Source organism: Sphingobium sp. TomMM35A (genome assembly GCF_054771735.1).
In genome coordinates this window covers 1,561,224-1,586,622 of record NZ_BSRC01000001.1, presented here as the reverse complement: position 1 = coordinate 1,586,622, position 25,399 = coordinate 1,561,224, and the positions used below count along the sequence as shown (strand labels likewise).

The following is a 25,399-nucleotide window of genomic DNA, read 5'->3' as shown; positions in this document are numbered from 1 at the left end:
CTAAATGATGATCGAAAGCGCGGTGATCCATGTTGCGGGAAGGGGGCGGGGTGGGCCGCCCTGAAGGGGTGCGGCATGGTGACGGGAAAAAAGACGTGGAGCAGAAGATTGCAGGCCGCCTTGACGGGAGACAGGGGCGGGCGCGCTTTGTCAGAGAGTCACCCGATGTCAGGCGCCAGGCGCTGATCGAAGCGACGGCGCAATGTCTTGCCGAGAAGGGGGTGGCGGCGACATCCGTTCGGGCCATTTGCGCGCGGGCGGGGGTCTCTGCGGGATTGCTTACCCATTATTTCGATGGGGTCGACGCGCTGATCCTCGCCACCTATCGCGATGTTGGGGAGAAGGTGGCGGCGGCGCTGGAGCAGGCCGTTGCCGAAGCGGGGCCTGATCCGCTTGATCGGCTATGGGCTTATATCAGGGCGAATTTGCAGCCGCCTGTGCTGGATCCCAATTTGCTGGCGACCTGGATTTCCTTTTGGAGCCTGGTGAAGACCAGTCCGGAGATCGCCGCGACGCATGCGGAAACCTATGGCGGATCGCGCGAACGGTTGGAGGTGCTGCTGCGGGAAGCCGCGCCGCAGATCCCGCGTCCGGCGGCGCGGATCGCTGCGATTGGCTTGACCGCCATGCTGGACGGCTTGTGGTTGGAGCTGTGCCTCGACTCCTCGACCTTCACGATCGAAGAGGCGCTGGAGATGGCCAAGGAAGCCATGACCTATGTGCTCCAGAAACCAAGGGATGAGCCGGTCGATCAATAATCGGTCCGTTGATCGCTTTTCTCAATGACAGGTGTGAATAAAAGCAATTTCCCCCGACCCTGCTCCCTCCCTACATAGGCCGGGCAACAGCAACCCTAAGAAGGAACTGGAAAGCCCATGGCTCTCATCAACACCAGCATCAAGCCGTTCAAGGCCACCGCGTTCAAGGAAGGCAAGTTCGTCGACGTCACCGACGAGGACGTGAAGGGCAAGTGGGCGATCTTCTTCTTCTATCCCGCCGACTTCACCTTCGTGTGTCCGACCGAACTGGAAGACCTGGCCGGCATCTACCCGACGCTGCAGTCACTGAACGTTGAAGTCTATTCGGTTTCGACCGACACGCACTTCAGCCACAAGGCTTGGCACGACACCTCGCCCGCGATCGGCAAGATCAACTATTATATGCTGGGCGATCAGTCGGGCACGATCACCAACAATTTCGACGTGATGCGTCCGGGCGTGGGCCTGGCTGACCGCGCGACCTTCCTGGTCGATCCCGAAGGCGTGATCCAGTTCATGGAAATCACTTCGGAAGGCGTCGGCCGCAACGCGACCGAACTGCTCCGCAAGGTCAAGGCTGCGCAATATGTCGCCGCTCACCCCGGCGAAGTGTGCCCGGCCAAGTGGGAAGAGGGTGAAGAAACCCTGGCTCCCTCGCTCGACCTCGTCGGCAAGATCTAAGCAACACCTGCCCTTCGCCGGGTCGGGTCGAGCAACTCCCCGGCCCGGCGGGGGTTTACCAAGACATTTTGAACGCTGTCATGCCGGGCCTTTGGGTCGCACCTCCCGGCAAGCGGACCTGCGCGCCCACGGGCGGTGCGCCAATTCAATGGAGCTACGAAGATGTTGGACGCAAATCTGAAAGGCCAGCTGAAGGCCTATATGGCGAACATCACGCAGCCGATCGAGCTGGTGGCGTCGCTGGACGAAGGCGCGAAGTCGCGCGAACTGGAAGGGCTGCTGAGCGAGATCGCCGAGCTGTCGGACAAGGTGACTGTCACCTCTGGCAATGACAAGCGCAAGCCGAGCTTCATGATCCGGCGCGCGGGCACCGATATCGGCGTGACCTTCGCGGGTATTCCGATGGGGCATGAGTTCACCTCGCTGGTGCTTGCCCTGCTGCAGGTGGGCGGCCATCCGTCCAAGGCGACGCAGGAGTTGATCGAGCAGATCAAGGAGTTGGACGGCGACTTCAGCTTCGAAACCTATTTCTCGCTGTCATGCCAAAACTGCCCGGACGTGGTGCAGGCGCTGAACCTGATGAGCGTGCTCAATCCTCGGATCAAGCATGTTGCCATCGACGGCGCGCTGTTCAAAGAAGAGGTGGATGCGCGCCAGGTGATGGCTGTGCCGACCGTGTTCCTGAACGGTGAGCCGTTCGCGTCGGGCCGCATGGAGCTGGAACAGATCGTCGCGAAGATCGACAGCGGCGCGGAAACCCGCGCGGCGGAGAAGATCAAGAAGCAGGACCCGTTCGAAGTGCTTGTGGTCGGCGGCGGTCCTGCTGGCGCGGCGGCGGCGATCTATGCAGCGCGCAAGGGCATCCGCACGGGTGTCGCGGCGGAACGCTTCGGTGGGCAAGTGCTTGACACGATGGACATCGAGAACTTCATTTCGGTCAGCCGGACGGAGGGCCCTAAGCTCGCCGCGCAGCTGGAAGCGCATGTGAAGGATTATGATGTCGAGATCATGAACCTGCAAAAGGCGGCCAAGCTGATCCCGGCGAACGCCGAGGGCGGATATCATGAAGTCGTGCTGGAAAATGGTGCTTCGCTGAAAGGCCGCACCGTCATCCTGTCCACTGGCGCCAGGTGGCGGCAGATGGGCGTGCCGGGCGAAGAGGAATATCGCAACAAGGGCGTGGCTTATTGCCCGCACTGCGATGGTCCCCTGTTCAAGGGCAAGCGCGTGGCGGTGATCGGCGGCGGCAATAGCGGCGTCGAAGCGGCTATCGATCTGGCCGGTATCGTTGCTCATGTGACGCTGATCGAGTTCGACAGCCAGCTGCGCGCCGACGCGGTGTTGCAGCGCAAGCTCGCCAGCCTGCCCAATGTGCGGATCATCACCTCGGCGCTTACGACCAAGGTTGAGGGTGACGGGACCAGGGTCACGGGCCTTAGCTACAAGGACCGCAACCATGGAACCGAACATGATGTCGAGCTGGAAGGCATCTTCGTCCAGATCGGGTTGGTGCCGAACACGGAATGGCTGAAGGACGCGATCGCGCTGTCGCCACGCGGCGAAATCGAGATTGACGCCAGGGGCGAAACGAGTCAGCCAGGCATATTCGCTGCGGGCGACTGCACGACCGTGCCTTACAAGCAGATCGTGATCGCCATGGGGGCAGGATCGACAGCGGCGCTTTCTGCCTTCGACTATCTCATTCGTCTGCCCGCTTCCGCGGAAACAGCCGAAGCAGCCTGAAGAGACAACCCCGAGCGGGGGGTTGGGAAGCGGTCGCCCCCAAGGCCCGGTGGCGGCCGCTTCTTGATTTAGCCACCGTGTTGCGGGAGCCCCCAATGCTGCCGTGCAAACCGCTGAAGCTCGATCAGCAGTTCGATATCTTCAGGCGCGTTGCCGCCAAACCCGCCATGCGGCATGCCTTCAAATATGTGGAGTTCGACAGGCAAGGCTGCCCGGCGCAGTGCCCGATGCATCCTCACCGCATTGGAAAGGAACAAGTCTCGCGTTCCTGCCTGAATGAAGGCAGGCGGAAAGCCTGCTGAAAAGTCACCGAACAAAGGTGAAAGATAAGGGTGCGCGAGGTCGTGCCCCCCAGCGTAAAGCAGATTAGCGTTCATCAGCGGTCGCGGGAGCATCACGTCCACCAGCTGGTTTGTTTCGAAGCTGTCGCCGGATTCGGTGAGGTCTAGCTCTGGCGTCAAAAGGATCAAGGCAGCGGGCAAGGGCAAGCCCTCGTCACGGCCGCGCAGCACCGTCGCGGCCGCCAGATTACCGCCCGCAGAAGCGCCGCCGATGATGATCTTTTCAGGCGCGTGGCTGTCCAAAAGAGCGCGATAGACAGCGACGCAATCATCGAGCGCAGCCGGATAGGGATGTTCGGGTGGCATGCGATAGTCCACCGAATAGCATGACGCGCCGTGCTGGTCGGCGATGCGGCGCGCGCCTGTTCGGCAAAATTCGCCTTCACCATGGACCAGCCCGCCGCCGTGGAAGTCGAGATAGGCGCGGCCGTCTGGAACGTGATCTGCCGGCGTCGCGAGGTGCACGCGGACGCCTGCCATCTCGATGGTTTCGACGGTCGATTTCAGGCTAGGCGACAGGGCGGAGGAGAAATCGGCCATGAACTTGCCGACTGCCTCCTTGGAGCGGGTCCAGCCTTCCAGGTTGTCAGGCGCTGGCTGCGGCATGGCGTTCAGTGGCAGGCCGTCGGGCCCAGTCATGGTTGCGAGGAAGGCGCGAGCCTGCAAACTTACCGATTGAGGGAAGGGCACGGTTCTGCCGCTTATTCTCACGCCTGTTGGATCATCCATTGCTCATGTCCCTCCTCATTCCTGGCATGATGAGGAGCAAGCGCGCACTGATCAAGCTTGTTGGCGGCGGGTTCCAAACCGGCGCATAGGGACTTGCCTCTCAGTTATTCAGCGATGAGGATGGCGAGCGGTCAGCAGATAGTTGATTGCCTTGTTCGAAGAGAGCGTGAAGCCCCTGCGCGGGTCGAAGGAAAGGCCGGTAACATCGGTCACCTCCAGCCCGGCCTTCACCAGCATGTCGGTCAGTTCCTCCGGTGTCAGGAACTTGTCCCAATCATGCGTGCCTTTGGGAATGCCGCCGATGCTTTCGCCGATGCTGATCATGGCGAGGCGTGACAGGGGCGTGCGGTTGGGAGTGGACAGGATGAGCAAGCCGCCGGGGGCCAGTTTCGCCGCCAGCGCGCCTATGAACGCTGCGGGATCAGTGACATGCTCGATGACTTCCATCGACGTGACGAGGTCGAACCCTTCGCTGTCCAGCTGCTCGACCGGTGTGGCGCGATAGTCGATCAACAGGCCCTGACCTTCGGCATGGGCGCGGGCGATGGCGATATTTTCCTGCGCGGCGTCGAGGGCTGTCACCGTGGCGCCGAGGCGTGCCAAGGGTTCTGATAGAAGGCCCGCGCCGCAGCCAACGTCCAAGGCGCGCTTGCCCGTCAAGGGACGGAAGCTGCTTTCCTCACCCAGCCAGTGCCCATCGATCGCGCTGCGAATATAGCGCAGTCTTACAGGATTGAGCTTGTGCAGCATGGCGCTGCTGCCGGAAGGATCCCACCAGTCAGCTGCCATCGCGCCGAAATGCGCGGCTTCGCGGGGGTCTATGGTGCTGGGAACTGAGTTGGCCATGCACCCTGCCTATCAAGCTCCGCAATGGTGCGCCACGGGCATTTATTTCTTGCGCGGGGGCGGCCCATCGCCGTCGAGATATTTATCCTCCGCATCCAACTGCCGATGCAGTTCGCGCGTAGCCGCTTCCGTCCGCGCCAATTCTTCGGGACTTCTGTGCCGCCGGTTGCTCATGATCACATAAATGAGCACCGCCGCGAGCAGGATCGGCCCTCCGATCGTGAAAAGCCCGTAAAGGACTCCGTCCATGGCTTCCTCCTTCTAAATTTTCCACTCAAGGAATGAGCGATGACGCCATGGGGTTCCATATGGCCTTGCTTGCCATATCTGCCGCTGCTGCTATAGCGGCGCCGTTTTTCCCCGGAGGGGGATCATCTTTCCAGATCAGCAGACAGGTTCGACAAGAAAATGGCGCGCATCGTGATGAAATTCGGCGGCACCTCGATGGCGGGGATGGAGCGAATTCGCAACGTGGCCGCGCGCGTCAAACATGTCGTCGAGCAGGGTCATGAGGTCGCCGTCGTCGTATCCGCCATGGCAGGGGAGACGGACCGGCTGGTCGGCTTCTGCAAGGAAGCGTCCGCGCTTTACGATCCGGCGGAGTATGACGTAGTGGTCGCCAGCGGCGAACAGGTGACGAGCGGCCTGCTCGCCATGACGCTCAAAGCCATGGGCGTGGACGCGCGCAGCTGGCTGGGCTGGCAGCTGCCGATCCGCACCAACGAAGCCCATGCGAAGGCGCGCATCGGCGACATCGATACGATCGATCTGCTTGCATCGATGCGGTCGGGCACTGTCGCCGTGATCCCCGGATTCCAGGGCATGATGGAAGACGGCCGCATTTCGACCCTGGGCCGTGGCGGCTCGGACACTTCGGCGGTCGCCGTCGCGGCGGCGGTGAAGGCAGACCGCTGCGACATCTATACGGACGTCGATGGCGTCTACACGACCGACCCGCGTATCGTGGCGCGCGCGCGCAAGCTCGACCTCGTCACCTATGAGGAAATGCTGGAACTGGCCTCGGTCGGGGCCAAGGTGCTCCAGACCCGCTCCGTCGGCCTCGCCATGAAGGAAGGCGTGGTCGTGCAGGTGCTTTCCTCCTTCGATGATCCCACCCAGACCGACCTCCCCGGCACGCTGATCGTCAGCGAGGAGGAACTGGAAGCCAAGCTCAAGGAAGACAAGATGGAACGTCAGCTCATCACCGGCATCGCCCATGACAAGAATGAGGCGAAGATCACCGTCACCCGCGTGCCCGATCGTCCGGGCGCCGTGGCGCACATCTTTGGCCCGCTGGCCGATGCCGCGATCAACGTCGACATGATCATCCAGAATGTCGGCCGCGACAAGGGCGAGACGGACGTGACCTTCACCGTGCCGGGCGCCGACCTTGCCCGCGCGCTGGACGTGCTGGAAAGCCAGAAGGAAGAGATCGGCTTCAACCGCGTGATCCCGGACACGAAGGTCGCCAAGGTGTCGGTCGTCGGCGTCGGCATGAAGAGCCATGCCGGGGTTGCTTCGACCATGTTCAAGAGCCTGGCCGATCGCGGGATCAACATCCTCGCCATCTCGACCAGCGAGATCAAGGTTTCGGTGCTGATCGATGAGGATGAGACGGAACTGGCGGTGCGTGTGCTGCACACGGCCTATGGGCTGGACGCGCCGGTCGCATAATTCAAATGATCACCCCTCCCCTTGAAGGGAGGGGCCGGAGGTGGGACCTGGCCCCACTGAACAGCGCGTGGGGAGGGCCCCCACCCCAACCCCTCCCCTGAAGGGGAGGGGCTTTGTGCTTCTAGGATTAGACTGATGACCAACGCCAAACTCACTTCCCTGATGGCTCGCGGCACCGAATTCCTGGGCTGCGACGTCGCGATCATGTGCGGGGCGATGAGTTGGGTGTCGGAGCGGAACCTGGTCGCGGCCATTTCCAACGCGGGCGGCTTTGGCGTGATCGCCTGCGGCGCGATGACGCCGGAATTGCTTGACAAGGAAATCGCGGCGACGAAGGCGCTGACCTCCAAGCCCTTCGGCGTCAACCTGATCACCATGCATCCGCAACTGTTCGACCTGATCGAAGTGTGCGCGCGTCATGAGGTCGGCCATGTGGTGCTGGCAGGCGGCTTGCCGCCCAAGGGCAGCATCGAGGCGATCAAGGAAAAGGGCGCCAAGCTCATCTGCTTCGCTCCGGCGCTGAGCCTGGCCAAGAAGCTGGCGCGCTCGGGCGTCGATGCGCTGGTGATCGAGGGGATGGAAGCGGGCGGCCATATCGGCCCCGTGTCGACCAGCGTGCTGGCGCAGGAAATCCTGCCGGAGATGGCGTCGCAGCTGCCGGTGTTCGTCGCTGGCGGGATCGGGCGCGGAGAGCTGATCGCAGGCTATCTGGAAATGGGTGCGGCGGGCGTGCAGCTGGGCACGCGCTTTGCCTGCGCGAGCGAAAGCATTGCGCATGCTAACTTCAAGAAGGCCTTTTTCCGCGCTTCGGCGCGCGACGCGATCGCCAGCGTGCAGATCGACCCGCGTTTGCCGGTCATTCCGGTGCGGGCCCTCAAAAATGCGGGGACCGAAGCCTTTACCGCCAAGCAACGGGAAGTCGCCAATCTGCTCGATGGCGGCTCCGTCGACATGATGGAAGCGCAGTTGCAGATCGAACATTATTGGGCGGGAGCGCTCCGCCGGGCCGTGATCGACGGCGATGTCGAGGGCGGATCGCTGATGGCGGGACAGTCGGTCGGCATGGTGACGAAGGAAGAGCCGGTCACCGACATCATCACGCAGTTGATGGACGAGGCGGTTGTCGCGCTGGAGCGGCGTAGCGCCTGAGGCCGTCCTGATTATCGGGACGAACCGAATCCCTGAAGGGACGAAGTGATCCGGGCGATCATCGCCAGGAACGCGCAGCTTTGCCATGAGTTTGGGCCATGAGCTTTGGCGCTGACAATTGATCATAGGGGATAATGGGTTGCCGTTGCGTGCTGCTTCATGTCGCGTCTGGACAATCGCTTCGGTGGCCGCATTGGCGCTCGTTGCAGGCTGTTCCACACCCAAACAGGCGCCGACCCCTCCGCCGCCGGTCGTCCGCACGATCAAGCCGCTGCCGCCGATGGGTGCGGTCGAGGATATGAGCATTCCGGAGGTTGATGCCGAAGGGAAATATCTGACGCCCAATCGCGGGGTCACGGCCAACACGGCGTTGTGGCATGTCCGCATGGCGCTGAACGTTGCGGCGCTCTCCTGCCATGGTGCGGGCGAGCCTGCGCGGATTCAGTACAACAAGATGCTGCATGTCCATAAGGACATATTGCGGGAAGCCAACGCGGCGGTCGATCGCAACTATACCGCCGCTTATGGCAGCGCGGGGCTTCAGTCGCGCGAGTTGCTGAACACGGTCGTTTATAATTTCTTTTCGCTTCCGCCTGTGACCAAGAGCTTCTGTCCCGTGGCGGTGGATGTGGGCGCGAAGATACTTGCCATGCCTTCCAGCCAGTTGCTGGCCTATGCGCCCGAAGCACTGACGGCGCTGGAGAAGCCGTTTCAGGAATTTTACGAAGCCTATGCCGACTATCTGCGGCGGCTGGCGGAGTGGCAGTCCCGCTTTGGCGGCACGGTGACGGTGATCGTGTCGCCCACGCCCCTGCCGCCGCCGCCCAAGCCACCGGCCGAGATCAGCCCTGGCTTCGTGCCGCCGCCTGCGCTGCCGCCGCTGCGGGAAGAGAGCGGACAGGCGCTGGTGCCTGGCGCGACATCGGCGCCGCGCGTGAACGTGCCGACTTTCCCGATCAGACGGTAAGAGGACTTCAGTCGCCTGCCGGCATGAAAGTGACCGGAGCCTTTGAGGGCAGGGGGAAGAGGCGGACGAAGCGTTCTGCCAAATCACGGTCCCCCTCAATCTTCAGCGCGCCGCCGACATCTTCGAAGCTTGCCCCGCCATAGACCACGGCGGCGAGCGCATTCTGATCACCGCTGATCACCGTGTCTGCGCCCTCGACAGGCCCGCGATCCATGGTGAAGTCGCCGTCCTTGAACTGTGCGCGAAATTCTTCCTCGCCGAAACGGAAGCCTACCACCGCGTCTAAGTCAGCGATGCGGCTGCGGTCGATCATCGTGCGCATGGACAGGACGACCGACACATTGCTCATCGGCTGGCCGGGCTGCATCGTGGGCGAGCGGCAAGCCCAGCGGCCGAGCACCTGGAACAGGATTTCCGACTCGCGGCCCCATTCGGTCAGTTCGTAGATCTGGCTGGCGGCGGGCGGGGGGAGGCGGCGGCGGATGAGGACGCTGGCGGCTTCCAGTTCCTCCAGACGCTGCGTCAGCACATTGGCGCTGATTCCGGGCAGGCTGGCGCGCAGATCGGTGAAACGCTTGGGACCCAGCATCAATTCCCGCATGATCGGCATGGCCCAGCGGTCGCCGATGAGGTCGAGCGCATGGGCCGTTGCACAGCCATCCTGATAGGCGCGCTTTTTGGAACTGCGAGTCATTGGTTATCTTTTCTAACTTTGATGTTGCATAACATAATCATTGGGTCCAAAAAGTTCAAGGCGGTGAGTCGAGTTCCATAGTTCCTTGCCGCAATGTTCAAGGAGATGCGTGATGCCTGATGCCCCCACTCCCAAGATGATTTTCGTCAACCTGCCGGTGAAGGACCTGTCCGCCGCAATCGCCTTTTATGAGGCGGTTGGCGCGGTGCGGAACAAGGATTTTTGCGGCGAGGACAGCCAGATGATGAGCCTGTCCGACGCCATTCATGTGATGCTGTTGACGCACGAACGCTTCGCGAGCTTCACGCCGCGCCGCATCCCGAACGCGCATGAAACCGCGCAGGTGTTGCTGGCAATCAGCGAGGAAAGCCGGGCCGCGGTGGATGTGACTACGGAAAAGGCACTCGCCGCGGGCGGGACGGAGCCCAATCCGCAACAGGATCATGGTTTCATGTATGGTCGCAGCTTTGCTGATCTGGACGGTCATATCTGGGAAGTCACCTGGATGGACGTTGAAGCGGCGCTGGCGACCCATCAGCGGGAAGTTGCCGCCTGATCAATCCGAACAAGGAGAGAGATGATGAGCTATATCGACGGTTTCGTGGTTCCCGTGCCGAAGGGCAACAAGGAGCGGTATAAGGAGTTCGCGACCCGGGCCGCTCCGATCTTCCTGGAGCATGGCGCGCTGCGCATGGTGGAATGCTGGGGCACTGATGTTCCTGTCGGGAAGGTCAATGACTTCCGCACGTCCGTAATCGCCGAAGAAGGCGAGGACGTCGTCTTTTCCTGGATCGAATGGCCCGACAAGGCAACGCGCGACGCGGGGCAGGAGAAGGTGATGAACGATCCCCGCATGCAGGAAGATGGCGAGATACCCTTTTCAGGCAAGCGGATGATTTATGGCGGGTTCGACGTAATGATCGATCAGAAGGCCTGACCAACAGCATGCGACAAGGAGGCGGATGATGAGCGACCTGACCGGCAAATTCTTCTGGTATGAACTGATGACCAGCGATCCGGAGGGCGCAATCGCCTTCTATGGCGATGTGGTGGGATGGACGGCGCAGCCCTTTGGCGGCGAGCGGACGGACGATCCCTATCATGTCGTGTCGGGAAGCGCGGGGCCGCTTGGCGGCATCATGCGCATTCCGGCGGAAGCGAAGGATTGCGGCATGTCGCCCTGGTGGGGCGGCTATGTCGGATCGGCCGATGTCGATGCCGATGCCCAGCGACTGAGCGGCGCGGGAGCGAGCGTGAAGCGGCCGCCGGAAGATATTCCGGGCGTCGGGCGCTTTGCCGTGATGAGCGATCCGGGTGGCGCGATCTTCATGCTGCTCAAGGGATCGAGCCCGGACGGCATGGACGCCGCGCCGCCGATGGCGAGAGGCCATGTCGGCTGGCACGAGCTTTACAGCGGCAGTTTCGACGCGGACCTCGCTTTCTACACGTCCCAGTTCGGCTGGGGGAAGGGCGAGGCGATGGATATGGGGCCAATGGGCAGCTACCAGCTTTTCTCCATGTCCGGCGGGACCGACTTCAACAGCATGGAAGGCGGCATGATGCCCAGGCCCGAGCAGATGGCGGAGCCGCAATGGCTGTTCTACTTCGTGGTGCCGGACATCGATGAGGGCGTGGAGAAGGTGAAGGCAGGCGGCGGCACCGTGCTGAATGGCCCCGCCGAAGTGCCGGGCGGCGCGTGGATCATCCAGGCGACGGACCCGCAAGGCGCGATGTTCGCGCTGGTCGGCATGCGTTCGGCCGCAGCATAAGAGGAGAGAAAGGATGTCGAAGATTTCACCCTGTCTGTGGTTCAACGGACAGGCAGAGGAAGCTGCGCGCTTCTATGTCTCTGTCTTTGGCGGGTCGGTCGATTCGATCAGCCGTTATCCGCATGATGTTCCCGGCCCCGCGCCATTCAAGGAAGGCGACGTGCTGCTGGTGGAATTCACGCTGTTCGACCAGAGCTATCAGGGACTGAACGGGGGGGCGGAATTCGGCTTTACCGAAGCGGTGTCCTTGTCGATCTCATGCAAGGACCAGGCTGAAGTCGACCGCTATTTCGATGCGCTGACGGCCGACGGCGGCGCGCCCGGCCCATGTGGCTGGGTGAAGGACAAATTCGGCCTGTCCTGGCAGATCGTGCCGGAAGAGGTCATGGAGATGCACCGCAAGGGCGGCCCCGGCATTCAGCCGATGATGGCCGAGATGATGACGATGCAGAAACTGGACCTTGCCCGCATGAAGGCGGCCTATGAGGGAGCGACGGTATGAGCAGCGGGCAACATGAGCTGTCGGTCAGCTGCCACATCGCGGCTCCACGCGAGATCGTGTGGAAGGTTTGGACTGACCTGAAGGACCAATGGTTCTGCCCCAAGCCGTGGCGCGCCGAGGTGATCGAGGAAGATTTGCGCCCCGGTGGCCGTAGCGCCGTGCGCATGTTCGGCCCCGATGGCGAAGATACCGGGCCGATGGAGGGCATCTTCCTTGAGGTGGTCCCCGGCGAGCGGGTGGTATCGACCGACGCCTACGCCTCAGGGTGGATACCGCAGGAGCCGTTCCTGACCTCGATCTGGAGTTTCGTCGAAGAAGGCGAGGGAACGCGCTTTACCGCGACGGCCCGGCATTGGAGCGATGAGGCGCTGAAGCGGCATGAGGCGATGGGGTTCCATCCCGGATGGGACCAGATGGCGCAGCAGTTCAAGGATTTGTGCGAGACTTCGGCGGCGATCGCATGAGATATTTCCTCCCCATCAGGTGATGGGGAGGAATTTGGGGTCAGGCTTTCAGCACTTGCTCCACAGCGGATCGGAACTTCGCCATATCCTCGGCCGAACCGACCGTAACGCGCGAGACGGTGGGCCAGATGGGCCAGTTGCGGCCGATCTGAACCTTTTCGGGCGTTGCAAGCAGGGCAGCCTGCATGTCCTTGGCTGGTTTCTTCCAGTCCATCATGAACATGTTCGCCTGGCTGCCGGGATGCACGGCGATGCCCTTCTTCGTGAGCCAGGCGATGGTTTCGGCCCGGGTGGCGGCGCATTCCTCGCGCCGGGCCTTGATGAGGCCGCTTTCGGTGTAGACGGCGTTGCCGCACGCCATGGCGGTGATCGACAGGCCGCCTGCGCTGGGGCCGAACAGCATGATGCGCTTCTGTACCTCAGGATCGGCGAAGGTGAGGCCGAGGCGCATGCCTGCCATGCCGAACAGCTTCGAGAAGGTCCGCATGACGATGATGTCCTTGCGGCCCGCGATCAGGCTGACGGCGCTCGGCGCTTCGGAGAAGTGGATATAGGCTTCGTCTACCAGCAGCATCGCGTCGGCGGGCTTGTTGTCCAGCAGCCATTTGATGTCTGAAAGCGGCGTGATGGTGCCTGTGGGATTGTTGGGCGTGCAGATATAATAAAGGCCGGCATTGGGATTGGCGGCGAGCATCGCTTTGACGTCGTGGCCCTTGCCGGGCGCCTGGGCCGCCTTAGCGATCGGCGCCTTCATATAATCGGCGGTGCGCCAGGCGGATTCGAATGTTGGATCGGCGCTCACAAGCCCTTTGGTAGGTGAACAATAGGCAGCGACGATGCTGACCAGCGGCCCGCCGGAGCCCGGCCACAGCATGACTTGCGACTCCGTCAGCCCCTCCACCTTCGCCACGGTGGAGATAAGGTCGCCCCGGTAGTTGTCGGGATCATACCAGTTGCCGAAGGACGACGCCCTTGCCGCCGCTTCCACGCCGGAGGGGAAGGGGCCTGCCCAGCATTCGTTCGACCCGATGCGCACCGCGCCCTTGATCCCGCGCGCGGCCTGCTGCTGCGCATGGGCGGGTTGGATCAGCAGGGAATTTGCCGCAGCGCCTGCACCGAGCAGGGCGGCAATCTTGCCGATGTTGCGACGGGAATAGCCGCGATCCAGCAGGTCTTCGCGGGCATCCTTTTCCAGTATCAAGGTCATGTCATCTGTCCCCTTGTTCGAACCAACCGCATGGTGTTCCGATCGAGGAGACGAAGCGGTCGCTTGTTTCCGCAATATGTCGCCCAAGTTTTTTGACGATTTTGATCGGTTTCCCTGCCGATTGAATTGACTTCCCCTTGGAAAGGGGCCCCGCGATCTGTTAGCGCATTGACATGCCCACGACGCCCGCCGCCGCCGCCCGCCAGATCCTCACCAGCTTGCAGGAGGTGATGGCCGCGCGGACGAGTGCGCAGGCGAAGCTCAACAAGGTCGTGGATATTATCGGGCAGGCGCTGTCGAGCGAGGTTTGCTCCATCTATCTGGTGCGCGAAGGGCTGCTGGAACTGTTCGCGACGCGGGGCCTCAAGCAGGAGGCCGTCCATGTCACGCGGATGGCGATGGGCGAAGGTCTGGTCGGCCTGATCGCGACCAATGTCGAGACGTTGAACTTGGACGAGGCGGCGGCGCATCCGGACTATAGTTATCGGCCGGAAACGGGCGAAGAGTTGTTCCACAGCTTTGCGGGCGTGCCGATCGTGCGGCGGGAACGGGCGATCGGGGTGCTGTGCGTCCAGCATGTCGAGCCGCGCCGCTATGAAGAGGTCGAGATCGAGGCGCTGCAGACCGTGGCGATGGTGCTGTCGGAGTTGATCGCCAACGCCGAGCTGGCGGATGATGGCCCGGCAGATCTGCGGGTGCAGGATACGGGCACGATCATGCTGCAGGGATTGCAGCTGGTGATGGGCATGGCGCGGGGGCATGCGGTGTTTCACCAGCCGCGCGTCCATGTCGAACATACGGTGGCCGAGGATACCGAGGCCGAGCGGCAGCGCGTCATTTCCGCCTTCACCAAGATGCGCGAGCAGATTGACCGGATGACCGGGGCGGTCGAGTTCGGGATGGAGGGCGAGCATCAGGAGGTGCTCGAAACCTACAAGATGTTCGCCTATGACGAGGGCTGGATCCGGCGCATCAACGAAGCGATCGACAGCGGCCTGACCGCCGAGGCGGCGATCGAGCGCGTGCAGCAGCGCACCCGGATGCGCATGCGGCAGATCGACGATGCCCTGTTGCAGGACCGGATGCATGATCTGGAGGACATGGCCAATCGGCTGTTGCGGATCGTGTCGGGGCAATTGGGCACGGCAGCGCAACTGGGGCTGAGGCAGGATGCCATCCTGATCGCGCGTAACCTGGGTCCGGCGGAACTGCTGGAATATGACCGGCGGCGACTGAAGGGCGTGATCCTGGAAGAAGGGTCGCTGACCGCGCACGTCACCATCGTCGCGCGCGCCATGGGTGTGCCGGTGCTGGGGCGCGTCCGCGAAATCCGGCAAAAGGTGAATGAGGGCGACCTGATCCTCATGGATGTCGTGTCGAACAGCCTGCTGGTCCGTCCGACGCCGGACATGGACGAAGCGTTCGAGAACAGGCTGCACGTCACGCAGAAGCGGCGGGCGGAGTTCGCCGCGATGCGTGATCTGCCGTCGGTCACGGCGGACGGGCAGCGGATCGAGCTGATGGTGAATGCGGGCCTGCGGGAGGATGCGCAGGCGCTGGATCTGGTCGGCGCGGACGGGATTGGGCTGTTTCGCACAGAATTTCAGTTTCTGGTGTCGGCGACGCTGCCGCAGCGGGAAAAGCAGCAGCGCCTTTACAAGGACGTGCTGGACGCGGCCGGGGACCGTCCGGTGATCTTCCGCACGGTCGATATCGGCGGTGACAAGGCGCTGCCGTACATGCAGCGCGACGAGGACGAGGAGCTGGAGGACAATCCGGCGATGGGCTGGCGCGCGCTGCGGCTGGCGCTCGACCGGGACGGGCTGATGAAGGCGCAGGCGCGGGCGCTGCTGGAAGCGTCCGCGGGCAAGGTGCTGAACATCATGTTCCCGATGGTGTCGGAGCCGTGGGAATATGAGAAGGCACGTGCTCTGGTCGAGCACCAGCGCGAATGGCTTCTGTCCCAGCGCAAGAAGGTGCCGACGGCGGTACGCTATGGCGCGATGCTGGAGGTGCCTGCGCTGGCCGAAGTGCTGGACCTGCTGTTGCCCAAGCTCGATTTCCTGTCGATCGGCACCAATGACCTGACGCAGTTCCTATTCGCGGCCGACCGGGCGCATCCCAAGCTCGCCGAGCGCTACGATTGGCTGAGCATCGCTATCCTGCGCTTCCTGGACCGGGTAGTGCGTACCTGCGGTGAATATCAGGTGCCCGTCGGCGTTTGCGGAGAGATGGGCGGGCGGACGCTGGAGGCAATGGCGCTGGTGGGCCTGGGCGTGCGGCGTCTGTCGATCACGCCTGCATCGGTGGGGCCGGTCAAGGCGATGATCCGCGCGATCGACGCCGCCGAATTGCAGGCTATGATGCGCGACCTGCTGAATGATGGCGTCGTGGACGTTCGCGGGGCGTTGACCGAGTGGGCGACCGAGCGCGGCATCGAACTGAATTGAACAGGGAAAATGGGTCGGTCATGCCCGCCCCGGCGTTGACAATCCCTGTACCGGAATGAGACAAGACCAGCCTCTAAGATCGCGGAGCAGCATGGCAGAACAACCCGAACTGGAAAACGGCGCAACATCGCCGGACGTGCAATCCAGCACTCCCGGCGCAAAGCTGCGCGCCGCGCGCGAGGCGCAAGGCCTGTCGATGCAGGACGTGGCGACACGCACCCGCATCGCCCAGCGCCAGTTGGAAGCGATCGAGCGCGACGACTATTCCGCACTGCCAGGCATTCCCTATGCCGTGGGTTTCGCTCGTGCTTATGCCCGCGCGGTGGATCTGGACGAAGTGGCGATTGCCGCTGATGTACGCCATGCCGTTCATAATTCGGAACTTGGGACGAACCGGTACGAAGCGTTCGAACCGGCCGACCCGGCGCGGGTGCCGTCGCGCGTCCTTGCATGGACAGCTGCGGCTATCGTGATCCTGCTCGTCGCCGGTTTCACGATCTGGCGCACGCAGATGTTAACGCCCCCTACAGGGCAAGAGATTGCTGCCGAGCAGGCCAAGCCCGTCACTGCTGCGAAGCCAGCCGCTGGCGCTCGTCCCGCAGCGCCGGTCGTACAGACGGTGGTGTTCACCGCCAATGATGATGTGTGGTTGCGCATCTATGACGAGGCTGGCGAGCGGTTGAAGGACGGGCTGATGAAGAAGGGTGAGAGTTTCACTCTGCCTGCCAACGCTCGCAATCCCATGATCCTCACCGGCCGCCCGCAAGCCTTGTCGGTGACGGTTGGCGGCAAGCCGATTGCGCCGCTGGGCGCGCCGGATCGGACCATTTCCGACGTGCCTGTATCGGCGGCCGCCTTGCTGGCGCGGGCGGCGCCTGCTTCAGCGGGTGCGGCTCCACCCTCCGCCCCCTCGGCAGCGCAGCTGCCGCCGGTTCGGCCCGTCACCGGAAGTGTCGCGCCTGCGATACCGGCGGCACCTGCGCCAGCACCGGCTGCCCCGCCGGCAGCGAACTAAGATCGCGCGCATCCTCGCTTGAGCAGCCGCACGTCGCGCTTTACGGCGGCGAATATGGCCTTATGGTTAAAAGCGGGGAATGCGGCTTTTTAGCCGTGTCGTCGGTTAGATAGTTTAGTCGGGGATCATCATGCGTTACGCCTTATTTGCGACAACCGCCCTGTTGTTGGGAGCGCCCGCCATGGTTGCGCTTGTGCCAGCGGCGGCTGCCCAGAATGTGGCGATCGATGTGCGCATCGACCGGCTGGAAAAGGAAATGCGGGCGGTTCAGCGGAAGGTTTTTCCCGCAGGCACTCCGTTGGAGGCGGAGATCACCCGTCCATCTACGCCCGCAGTGCCGCCCGGCACACCGTCCTCGTCGCCCGTTGCCGATCTGACCGCGCGGGTGGCTGCGCTGGAGTCCCAGCTTGCGTCGATGACGGGGCAGGTCGAAGAGAACAGCTTCAAAATCCGTCAACTGGAAGAGGCGTTCAACAAATATAAGGCTGAAGCACAGAGCCGTGCCGAAGTCGTCACGCCGCCGGCGGTACGTCCGGCGGTACCGTCGGCCGATGCGGCTCCGATCGAGGCGAAGCCTCAGCCAGGGACCAATGGTGGCGCGACGGAAGCCCGCAAACTGGCGGTGGCTGCCATCGAGCGGCCATCGACGGGAGATGCCGCGAGTGACGCCTATAGCTATGGCTTTCGGCTGTGGGACGCAAAATTCTACCCCGAAGCGCAGGCTCAGCTGAAAGCGACCGTCGAAAAATATGGTGCGTCGCCGGTCGCGAGCCGCTCCGCCAACCTGTTGGGCCGGGCCTATCTGGACGATGGCAAGCCTGCGCTTGCGTCGGTGACATTCTACGACAATTATCAGAAGCGACCCAAGGGCGACCGGGCCGCCGACAGTCTTGCCTATCTTGGCGAGGCATTGATCCAGCTTAAAAAGCCGGCCGATGCGTGCAAGGTTTATGCAGAACTGGAGCAGGTCTATGGCTCCAGCATGTCGGCCAGCCTGCGCGGCATGATGGAGAAGGGCCGCACCCGGGCGAAGTGCAGCTAAGGCAAAGCCATGGCCGAACCCTCTTCGGCACAATCTGACCTGGAAGCCTTGCTGATCCAGACGGTCGGCGATCTGGTGGGCGAGGCAGCAGGCCTGCGTTTTGGCGTGGCAGTGTCGGGCGGCCCCGACAGCATGACGCTGCTTGACCTTGCCCACCGCTGTTTCGCTGGCCGGGTCGAGGCTGCGACTGTTGATCATGGTCTAAGACCCGAATCCGCGGACGAGGCGGCGATGGTGGCGCAGTGGTGCAGCGGGCGCGGCATCCCCCATGCGGTGCTTCACCCTGCGGCTCCTTTGACCGGTAACGTTCAGCAATGGGCCCGCGCCCAACGCTATGCCGCGCTTGAGGAATGGAGGGTCGAACGGCGGATCGACTGGCTGTGTACCGCGCACCATGCCGATGACCAGCTTGAGACGGTGCTGATGCGGCTCAACCGTGGTTCGGGGGTGAATGGGCTTTCGGGCATCCGTGCTCGGCAAGGACATGTGCTTCGGCCTTTGCTGAATGCGAGACGCGCGGATCTTCTGGACCATGTCCGCTCGGCAGGCCTGCCGTTCGTCAATGATCCTTCCAATGCCGATCCGCGTTTCGATCGCGCGGCGATCCGGCAGCATCTGGAAAATGTCAGCTGGCTCGATGCGCGGGCGGCTGCACGCAGCGCCGCTGCACTGGCGGAATGCGCCGAAGCGCTGGATTGGATGATCGACGATCTTGCTGCGGCACATGTTCGGCGGGAGGACGGCGCCTGGCTGCTGACGATGACCGATCTGCCCCGGGAACTGCTGCGGCGGCTCGTGATGCGCATTGTCGCGGAGGCGCAGCCGGGTGCGCTGCCGCGTGGAGACGGAATTGATCGCGCGATTCTTATCGCTGCTCAAGGTGGGCAGACGAGCCTGGGGGCGCTCTTGATCAAAGGCGGGGCTGTCTGGAAAATCAGCGTTGCGCCCGCCCGAAGATGATAAACAGGATCGCGCTTGTTGATCGTTACGGAAAGGTTCCACGATCTAACTTATCTGTGGCTCGGCCCGTCGAAATGTTGCAGCGCAATGACCTTTCCTTAATAGCCTCCATGCTTAATGAGCCTGCCCCTCAAAGCATGGAAAGCTGATTATGTTCGAATTTGCGGCGCTGACCTATGGCGTGCTCGCCAGCATCATCCTTTCGGCAGCGCAACGTAACCGGAAACTGGCGCGCCCGCATCCGCCGATGCTGCTATATGTCGGCTATCTGCTGTGCGGGCTGTCGGCGGGCGTGGCGGTGATCCTGGCCTATATCGCCCTGTCGCAATTCGCGGGGGGCTGAACGTCCGGCGGGCAAATCGCCCAACTTGCGATTTTGCCGGAGCACCCTATCTTGCCCGGTGAAAGAGAGTGATGATGAACGACGAGAAGGACCCGCAGGGCAATCCCTGGATCAAAAGCGCGATGATTTGGGCGGGGGTGATTATCGCCCTGCTGCTTTTCGTTTCGATGTTCGACAGCCGCTCCGCAAGCCAAGCAGGCAGCGGCATCGCCTATTCCGAATTCCGTTCGAAGGTTCAGGAAGGGCAGGTCAAGGACGTCGCGATCGCCACCGACAAGATCACCGGCACGCTGACCAGCGGGCAGCGGTTCAACACCGTTCCCGTCAATGACCCGGCTTTGACGGGCCTGCTTGACGACTATAACGTCAAATATTCTGGCCAAAGCGAAGAGCAGCCGAGCTTCTGGCAGATCATGCTCTACCAGTCGCTGCCGTTCCTGCTGATCCTGGGCATTGCCTTCTTCGTGCTGCGCCAGATGCAGAAGGGCGGCGGCGCGGGCGGCGCGATGGGTTTTGGCAAGTCCAAGGCCAAGCTGCTGACCGAAAAGCACGGCAAGGTCACGTTCGACGATGTCGCGGGCATCGATGAGGCTCGCGAGGAATTGCAGGAAATCGTCGAGTTCCTGAAGGACCCGAGCAAGTTCGCGCGGCTGGGCGGTAAGATCCCCAAGGGCGCTCTGCTCGTTGGTTCGCCCGGCACCGGCAAGACGCTGCTGGCTCGCGCGATCGCGGGCGAGGCGGGCGTGCCTTTCTTCACCATTTCCGGTTCCGACTTCGTGGAGATGTTCGTAGGCGTCGGCGCGAGCCGCGTGCGCGACATGTTCGAGCAGGCCAAGAAGAACGCGCCCTGCATCGTCTTCATCGACGAAATCGACGCGGTCGGCCGTCATCGTGGCGCAGGCCTCGGCAACGGCAATGATGAGCGCGAGCAGACGCTGAACCAGCTGCTGGTCGAGATGGACGGTTTCGAGGCGAATGAGGGCATCATCATCGTCGCGGCGACCAACCGCCCTGACGTGCTGGACCCCGCGTTGCTGCGTCCGGGTCGTTTCGACCGTCAGGTGGTGGTCCCGCGCCCGGATATCGAGGGCCGCGAGAAGATCCTCGCGGTGCACATGAAGAAGGTGCCGTTGGCGCCCGACGTCAATCCGCGCACCATCGCGCGCGGCACGCCGGGTTTTTCGGGTGCTGATCTCGCCAACCTTGTCAACGAAGCGGCGCTGATGGCGGCGCGGCGGGGCAAGCGGCTGGTCGCGATGGACGAGTTCGAGGCGGCCAAGGACAAGGTCATGATGGGTAGCGAGCGCCGCTCCATGGTCATGACCGACGATGAGAAGAAGATGACCGCTTATCATGAGGCAGGTCATGCTATCGTTGCGGTCCATGAACCGGCGTCGGACCCGATCCACAAGGCGACAATCATCCCGCGCGGCCGTGCGCTGGGCATGGTGATGCGTCTGCCGGAGCGGGACAGCTACAGCTATCATCGCGACAAGATGCATGCGAACCTGGCGGTAGCCATGGGCGGGCGCGTGGCGGAAGAGATTATCTTCGGCCATGACAAGGTGTCCTCGGGTGCTTCGGGCGACATTCAGTACGCAACCAAGCTGGCGCGCGACATGGTCACCCAGTGGGGCATGTCGGACAAGCTGGGTCCGCTGCAGTATGAAGAGCAGCAGGGAGAGACCTTCCTCGGCTATTCGCAGAGCCAGCGCGTCCATATGTCGAACGAGACCGCGAAGGCGATCGATCTTGAAATCCGCACGATCGTCGAGGGTGGCTATGATCGGGCCAAGGATGTGCTGACGGGACATGAAGATCAGCTGCACCTACTGGCCAACGCCTTGCTCGAATATGAGACGCTGACCGGCGAAGAGATCAAGACGCTGCTCGACAAGGGTGAGATCACTCGCGACGATGGCACGACCATCAAGCCCTCGACGGTGCCTGCGGCAGGATCGTCCATCCCCAAGACGCGCAAGCGCAAAGGGCCCTTCGGGGAGCCTTCACCCGCAGGGATCTGAGCGGCGGTCAAGGGTTAAAGGGGCGCTGCCATTGGGCGGCGCCCTTTTCCTTTTGCCGCTCCCCAATCATGGTGAGATAGGGCGCGCATGGCAAAAGCTGATCGATTGGAACGTCTGGATGCCCGCCGCCTGGAACTGGAGGCGGAATATACGGAGAAGCTGGTGGACGCCTTACGTGTCACGGCTTCAGGGAAATGGGGCTTGTTCGGCCATAAGGATGATCGGGCCAGTCGCGCGGCGATAGCGCCCGTGATCGAAGCACTGGCTGAAATTGGGGAAGCTATAGACAAGGCGCGGGAGCAGCTGTTGATGCCGCCGTTCGCGTTGCAACAGGACTTTCTCGCATCACGCGGCCCTGTTAGTTCGCAGGCCGTGGGAGAACCGAAGCAGGCGCAGGCATGGCTCGATCGGCTCGTGCCTGCAGCCGACAAATCCTGAAAGTGCAGTTTCTCTATACGGTGAGACGCCCAGCAACAAAATGCGCCTTAAGGTCTGGTCGTTTCGCTGGTTAATGGTTACATGGGCCGCCACGAATCCCCAGCGATCATGCTATGCCCCTTGGCCGATCGCGCAATAGAAAGTGGCTTTTACATGGATATCCGCCTCGGCCTCACCTTTGACGACGTGCTGCTGCAGCCCGGCGAATCTGATGTGCTGCCGAGCCAGGCCGACACCGGCACCTATGTAACGAAGCAGATCAAGCTAAACATTCCGATCCTCTCGTCCGCTATGGATACCGTGACGGAGGCGGACATGGCCATCGTCATGGCGCAATTGGGCGGCATCGGCGTCCTCCATCGCAACTTGTCGATCGAAGAGCAGGCAGACGCGGTGCGTGCGGTGAAGCGCTTCGAAAGCGGCATGGTGGTGAACCCTATCACCATCACCCCGCGCGCCACGCTGGCTGACGCGCAGATGCTGATGGAGCGGCATAAGATCAGCGGCATCCCCGTGGTCGAGGATTCGGGCAAGTTGGCCGGCATCCTGACCCATCGCGACGTACGCTTCGCTGAAAATCCGCAGCAGCCGGTCAGCGAATTGATGACCAAGGATAATCTTGCCACCGTGAAGGTGGGCGTTGGCCAGGAAGAGGCTCAGCGCCTGCTCCACCAGCGGCGGATCGAAAAGCTGCTGGTGGTCGACGACGACTATCATTGCGTCGGTCTGATCACGGTCAAGGACATCGAAAAGGCAGTCACCTATCCGCAGGCGACGAAGGACGGGTCTGGCCGCTTGCGTGTGGCTGCGGCGACCACGGTCGGGGACAAGGGGCTGGAGCGCAGCGAAGCGTTGATTGACGCGGAATGCGACCTGATCGTCATCGACACGGCGCATGGCCACAGCAAGCAGGTCGCGGTTGCGGTGGAGGCGGTGAAGCGCCTGTCCAACCATGTTCAGGTCGTGGCGGGCAATGTGGCGACGGCAGAAGCGACAAAGGCGCTGATCGATGCGGGCGCGGATTGCGTGAAGGTCGGCATCGGGCCTGGCTCGATCTGCACGACGCGCGTCGTTGCGGGCGTCGGCGTGCCGCAGCTTACCGCCGTCATGGACTCGGCAAATGAAGCGGCCAAGCAAGGCATTCCGGTGATCGCGGACGGCGGCCTTCGCACCTCGGGCGACGTCGCCAAGGCGTTGGCGGCTGGTGCGGGCTGCGTCATGGTCGGGTCGCTGCTGGCTGGCACGGCCGAAGCGCCGGGTGAAACCTTCCTCTACCAGGGCCGCGCCTATAAGAGCTATCGCGGCATGGGCAGCGTCGGCGCGATGGCGCGGGGATCTGCCGACCGCTATTTCCAGGCGGATATCAAGGACCAGATGAAGCTGGTGCCCGAAGGTATCGAGGGGCAGGTGCCCTTCAAGGGACCGGCCAAGGATGTCATTCATCAGCTGGTCGGCGGCGTTAAGGCGGCGATGGGCTATACCGGCAGCCGCACGATCAAGGACCTTCAGGAGCGCGCTCGTTTCGTTCAGATCACCAATGCTGGTCTGTCCGAAAGCCATGTTCATGACGTGACCATCACCCGGGAAGCGCCCAATTATCCGACGCGGTAAGATCGCCTATATCCCTCCACTCAATGGAGAGGTCGGGTGGTGAAAGCGTAGCCAGCTTCGGTCGAGTCTTTGAAAGTGCCGCTGGTGCGGCAAGCCCACCCCCGAGGCCCTCCCGCTTGCGGGAGGGGGGAGTATGATATGACACCTGCTGCGCGTGTTCAGGCTGCGATCGAATTGCTGGACACTATCATTGCGTCTGCGCGCGATGGCGGACCGGCGGCGGACACGTTGATCGCGCGCTATTTTAAAGAACGGCGTTATGCTGGGTCGCGCGATCGGCGGGCGGTGCGCGATCATGTCTATGACGCGGTAAGGCGGGTGGCTGAGCGGCCGGACAATGGGCGGGCGGCGATGGTTGGGCTGGCGCGGGAGCGGCCGGAGCTTGCGGCTCTGTTCGACGGATCGGCACATGCGCCCGCGCCGATCAGCAGCGATGAGCAGGGGGCCGAGGCTGGCGTTGTGCCGGGGTGGCTCAAGCCATTGTTCGCACCTCCGGTTGAGCAGGAAAAACTGCTCGGCCGCGCGCCTGTCGACTTGCGGGCCAATCGCCTGAAAGCCACGGCGGCAGAGGTTGCGCCGCTTTTTCCTGACGCGGAGCCGGTCGAGGGACTTCCCGATGCGCTGCGGCTGCCCGAGGGCTGGCCGGTCGAGCAGAGTGAGGCGTGGAAGCAGGGTCTTGTCGAGGTGCAAGATGCTGGAAGCCAGCTGATCTCTGCAGTGTGCGGGGTCGCACCGGGCATGACTGTCATCGATCTGTGTGCCGGGGCGGGGGGTAAGACGCTGGCCCTTGCTGCAGCGATGCAGGGGCAAGGAAGGCTGATCGCGGCGGATACGATCCGTTCCCGCCTTGCCCGGCTAAACCCACGGGCGGAACGGGCGGGGGCGACCTTCATCGAAACGCTGCTGCTCGATCAGGGTCATGAGGAGCGTGCGCTGGAGAGCCTGGGCGGGCGCGCCGACGTGGTGCTTGTCGACGCGCCATGTTCCGGCACGGGAACGTGGCGGCGCAATCCTGAGGCGCGCTGGCGGTTAACGCCTGCGCGACTGGACCGGCTGGTTGGAGAGCAGGCGCGAATATTGGACTTCGCCGCGCCGCTCGTCGCTCCGGGAGGGGTGCTTGTCTATGCTACATGCGCGCTCACCGATCGGGAAGGCGCCGGGCAAGTTCAGGCGTTCCTTGATCGTCACGACGGGTGGGCGGCCGAAGAGGTGTCGATGGGGGCGGGGCGAGCCCATGGGCAGGGGCGGCTGTTGACGCCCGGACATGATGCGACGGATGGTTTCTATTTCGCCGGGCTGCGCGCTGTTGCATGAAAGAGGCGATGGACAAGCCTGGCCAAAATGACGACACTCGGGTGGAATCATTGCCTGAAACATGGCTGGAGTTGTGCATGCGTTTTACCCCTGCTTCGATCGCCTTGGCCGTTCTGTTGACCACCGTGTCGAGCGCGGGGCTGACACAGCGGCCGGACGCGCAGATATCGCCCTTGTCGGTCGAATGGCAGCAGGCGGGCGTCGCGGCGCGCCAGGCGGGGAATTACGCGGCGGCGAATGATGCGCTGGAAACGGCGCTGGCCGTCGATCCGCGCAATCGCTCTGCCTATATCGAAATGGCCGAAGTGGCGCGTGCGCAGGGCCTTCAGGGCAAGGCGATCCGGCTTTATCGCGAAGCGCTGCTGCTCGATCCAAATGATGTTAATGCCTTGGTCGGTCAGGGCGAGGCAATGGTCGAAAAGGGTGCCATCGCCAAGGCCAGGGAAAATCTCGCCCAGGCGCAAAGTGCATGCAAGAGCGATTGTGCGGCCGTTGGCAAGCTTGCTGCGGCGATCCAGAAGGGGCCGCCCGCGACCGTGCTAAGCGCGAAGGAAGGCGTGACGGTAGTGCCGAAGGCTCCCGAGACGGAGACACCTTGAGGTTTTTAGGCCGGTTTGAGCGTCTTTAGGTAAGCCGCTCACCTCATTTGGCCTCCATGTTCGTTGAGTTCGAGAAAAA

Annotated in this window: 26 protein-coding genes; 21 read left to right on the top strand and 5 right to left on the bottom strand. The window is 62.8% G+C overall.

All coding sequences use genetic code 11. The features are described from left to right. Positions 1 to 95: 95 nt before the first annotated feature. The 3 genes from betI (at position 96) to ahpF (ending at position 3,182) form a co-directional block, all read left to right on the top strand. Positions 96 to 758, top strand: coding sequence for a transcriptional regulator BetI (betI, locus tag ACYU8T_RS07850; protein ID WP_461159777.1), 663 nt, complete (start codon positions 96 to 98; stop codon positions 756 to 758). A 117-nt stretch (positions 759 to 875) separates the two neighbouring features. Further along, positions 876 to 1,439: an alkyl hydroperoxide reductase subunit C gene (gene ahpC / locus ACYU8T_RS07845; RefSeq protein WP_461159026.1), complete on the top strand. Its 564-nt coding sequence runs from the start codon at positions 876 to 878 to the stop codon at positions 1,437 to 1,439. Between the two features lie 162 nt (positions 1,440 to 1,601). After that, positions 1,602 to 3,182, top strand: coding sequence for an alkyl hydroperoxide reductase subunit F (gene ahpF, locus ACYU8T_RS07840; RefSeq protein WP_461159025.1), 1,581 nt, complete (start codon positions 1,602 to 1,604; stop codon positions 3,180 to 3,182). A 68-nt stretch (positions 3,183 to 3,250) separates the two neighbouring features. Here the strand turns inward: ahpF and ACYU8T_RS07835 are convergent, their stop codons facing one another. The 3 genes from ACYU8T_RS07835 to ACYU8T_RS07825 all read right to left on the bottom strand — a co-directional run bounded on the left by ACYU8T_RS07835 (position 3,251) and on the right by ACYU8T_RS07825 (position 5,347). Next, positions 3,251 to 4,162 carry an alpha/beta hydrolase gene (locus ACYU8T_RS07835; RefSeq protein WP_461159024.1) on the bottom strand — a complete coding sequence of 304 codons (912 nt, stop codon included), beginning with the start codon at positions 4,160 to 4,162 and terminating at the stop codon, positions 3,251 to 3,253. 198 nt (positions 4,163 to 4,360) lie between these two features. Next, complete coding sequence (ubiG, locus tag ACYU8T_RS07830) at positions 4,361 to 5,098, bottom strand: bifunctional 2-polyprenyl-6-hydroxyphenol methylase/3-demethylubiquinol 3-O-methyltransferase UbiG (RefSeq protein ID WP_461159023.1); 738 nt, start codon at positions 5,096 to 5,098, stop codon at positions 4,361 to 4,363. 42 nt (positions 5,099 to 5,140) lie between these two features. After that, positions 5,141 to 5,347 (bottom strand): hypothetical protein, encoded by a 207-nt coding sequence (locus tag ACYU8T_RS07825; RefSeq protein WP_097092054.1) that lies wholly within the window; start codon positions 5,345 to 5,347, stop codon positions 5,141 to 5,143. A 159-nt stretch (positions 5,348 to 5,506) separates the two neighbouring features. Between ACYU8T_RS07825 and ACYU8T_RS07820 the strand changes: the two genes are divergently transcribed. The 3 genes from ACYU8T_RS07820 to ACYU8T_RS07810 all read left to right on the top strand — a co-directional run bounded on the left by ACYU8T_RS07820 (position 5,507) and on the right by ACYU8T_RS07810 (position 8,888). Beyond that, positions 5,507 to 6,772 carry an aspartate kinase gene (locus tag ACYU8T_RS07820; RefSeq protein WP_097092053.1) on the top strand — a complete coding sequence of 422 codons (1,266 nt, stop codon included), beginning with the start codon at positions 5,507 to 5,509 and terminating at the stop codon, positions 6,770 to 6,772. 135 nt (positions 6,773 to 6,907) lie between these two features. Beyond that, on the top strand, positions 6,908 to 7,921 hold the full coding sequence (locus ACYU8T_RS07815) for an NAD(P)H-dependent flavin oxidoreductase (protein ID WP_461159022.1): 1,014 nt from the start codon (positions 6,908 to 6,910) through the stop codon (positions 7,919 to 7,921). Between the two features lie 184 nt (positions 7,922 to 8,105). After that, the gene (locus ACYU8T_RS07810) at positions 8,106 to 8,888 is read left to right on the top strand and encodes a hypothetical protein (protein ID WP_236574979.1); all 783 of its coding nucleotides are present in this window, start codon (positions 8,106 to 8,108) and stop codon (positions 8,886 to 8,888) included. A gap of 7 nt (positions 8,889 to 8,895) precedes the next feature. On the opposite strand, the gene ACYU8T_RS07805 is transcribed toward ACYU8T_RS07810, so the two are convergent. Further along, complete coding sequence (locus ACYU8T_RS07805) at positions 8,896 to 9,582, bottom strand: winged helix-turn-helix transcriptional regulator (RefSeq protein ID WP_461159021.1); 687 nt, start codon at positions 9,580 to 9,582, stop codon at positions 8,896 to 8,898. A gap of 112 nt (positions 9,583 to 9,694) precedes the next feature. Here ACYU8T_RS07805 and ACYU8T_RS07800 point away from each other — a divergent pair, with 112 nt between their 5' ends. From ACYU8T_RS07800 to ACYU8T_RS07780, 5 genes are read left to right on the top strand one after another with little or no spacing between them, the layout of a single operon-like run. Beyond that, on the top strand, positions 9,695 to 10,138 hold the full coding sequence (locus ACYU8T_RS07800) for a VOC family protein (RefSeq protein ID WP_461159020.1): 444 nt from the start codon (positions 9,695 to 9,697) through the stop codon (positions 10,136 to 10,138). Positions 10,139 to 10,162: 24 nt separating this feature from the next. Then, positions 10,163 to 10,519, top strand: a complete 357-nt coding sequence (locus ACYU8T_RS07795) for a DUF1428 domain-containing protein (protein WP_097092858.1) — start codon at positions 10,163 to 10,165, stop codon at positions 10,517 to 10,519. 28 nt (positions 10,520 to 10,547) lie between these two features. Then, positions 10,548 to 11,351 (top strand): VOC family protein, encoded by an 804-nt coding sequence (locus tag ACYU8T_RS07790; RefSeq protein ID WP_097092857.1) that lies wholly within the window; start codon positions 10,548 to 10,550, stop codon positions 11,349 to 11,351. A 13-nt stretch (positions 11,352 to 11,364) separates the two neighbouring features. Further along, positions 11,365 to 11,853, top strand: coding sequence for a VOC family protein (locus tag ACYU8T_RS07785; RefSeq protein WP_461159019.1), 489 nt, complete (start codon positions 11,365 to 11,367; stop codon positions 11,851 to 11,853). Beyond that, the gene (locus ACYU8T_RS07780) at positions 11,850 to 12,317 is read left to right on the top strand and encodes an SRPBCC family protein (RefSeq protein WP_097092047.1); all 468 of its coding nucleotides are present in this window, start codon (positions 11,850 to 11,852) and stop codon (positions 12,315 to 12,317) included. The genes ACYU8T_RS07785 and ACYU8T_RS07780 overlap by 4 nt, the downstream gene beginning before the upstream one ends. Before the next feature lie 40 nt (positions 12,318 to 12,357). Here the strand turns inward: ACYU8T_RS07780 and ACYU8T_RS07775 are convergent, their stop codons facing one another. Beyond that, positions 12,358 to 13,524, bottom strand: a complete 1,167-nt coding sequence (locus ACYU8T_RS07775) for a pyridoxal phosphate-dependent aminotransferase (RefSeq protein WP_461159018.1) — start codon at positions 13,522 to 13,524, stop codon at positions 12,358 to 12,360. 173 nt (positions 13,525 to 13,697) lie between these two features. On the opposite strand from ACYU8T_RS07775, the gene ptsP reads away from it, so the two are divergent. The 10 genes from ptsP (at position 13,698) to ACYU8T_RS07725 (ending at position 25,320) form a co-directional block, all read left to right on the top strand. Next, positions 13,698 to 15,974 (top strand): phosphoenolpyruvate--protein phosphotransferase, encoded by a 2,277-nt coding sequence (gene ptsP / locus ACYU8T_RS07770; RefSeq protein WP_097092045.1) that lies wholly within the window; start codon positions 13,698 to 13,700, stop codon positions 15,972 to 15,974. Positions 15,975 to 16,065: 91 nt separating this feature from the next. Further along, positions 16,066 to 16,989, top strand: coding sequence for a helix-turn-helix domain-containing protein (locus ACYU8T_RS07765; protein ID WP_097092044.1), 924 nt, complete (start codon positions 16,066 to 16,068; stop codon positions 16,987 to 16,989). Between the two features lie 130 nt (positions 16,990 to 17,119). Continuing rightward, positions 17,120 to 18,031, top strand: a complete 912-nt coding sequence (locus ACYU8T_RS07760; protein WP_247230696.1) for a tetratricopeptide repeat protein — start codon at positions 17,120 to 17,122, stop codon at positions 18,029 to 18,031. 9 nt (positions 18,032 to 18,040) lie between these two features. Further along, on the top strand, positions 18,041 to 18,991 hold the full coding sequence (gene tilS, locus ACYU8T_RS07755) for a tRNA lysidine(34) synthetase TilS (protein ID WP_461159017.1): 951 nt from the start codon (positions 18,041 to 18,043) through the stop codon (positions 18,989 to 18,991). A gap of 151 nt (positions 18,992 to 19,142) precedes the next feature. Next, complete coding sequence (locus tag ACYU8T_RS07750; protein ID WP_097092041.1) at positions 19,143 to 19,334, top strand: hypothetical protein; 192 nt, start codon at positions 19,143 to 19,145, stop codon at positions 19,332 to 19,334. Positions 19,335 to 19,408: 74 nt separating this feature from the next. Further along, complete coding sequence (gene ftsH / locus ACYU8T_RS07745) at positions 19,409 to 21,358, top strand: ATP-dependent zinc metalloprotease FtsH (RefSeq protein ID WP_097092856.1); 1,950 nt, start codon at positions 19,409 to 19,411, stop codon at positions 21,356 to 21,358. A gap of 87 nt (positions 21,359 to 21,445) precedes the next feature. Beyond that, complete coding sequence (locus tag ACYU8T_RS07740; RefSeq protein WP_461159016.1) at positions 21,446 to 21,796, top strand: hypothetical protein; 351 nt, start codon at positions 21,446 to 21,448, stop codon at positions 21,794 to 21,796. A gap of 153 nt (positions 21,797 to 21,949) precedes the next feature. After that, positions 21,950 to 23,407: an IMP dehydrogenase gene (guaB, locus tag ACYU8T_RS07735; protein ID WP_461159015.1), complete on the top strand. Its 1,458-nt coding sequence runs from the start codon at positions 21,950 to 21,952 to the stop codon at positions 23,405 to 23,407. A gap of 138 nt (positions 23,408 to 23,545) precedes the next feature. After that, positions 23,546 to 24,721 (top strand): RsmB/NOP family class I SAM-dependent RNA methyltransferase, encoded by a 1,176-nt coding sequence (locus ACYU8T_RS07730; protein ID WP_461159014.1) that lies wholly within the window; start codon positions 23,546 to 23,548, stop codon positions 24,719 to 24,721. A 77-nt stretch (positions 24,722 to 24,798) separates the two neighbouring features. Further along, entirely contained in the window at positions 24,799 to 25,320 is a 522-nt protein-coding gene (locus ACYU8T_RS07725; RefSeq protein WP_097092855.1) for a tetratricopeptide repeat protein, read from the top strand. The last annotated feature ends 79 nt before the right edge of the window (positions 25,321 to 25,399 follow it).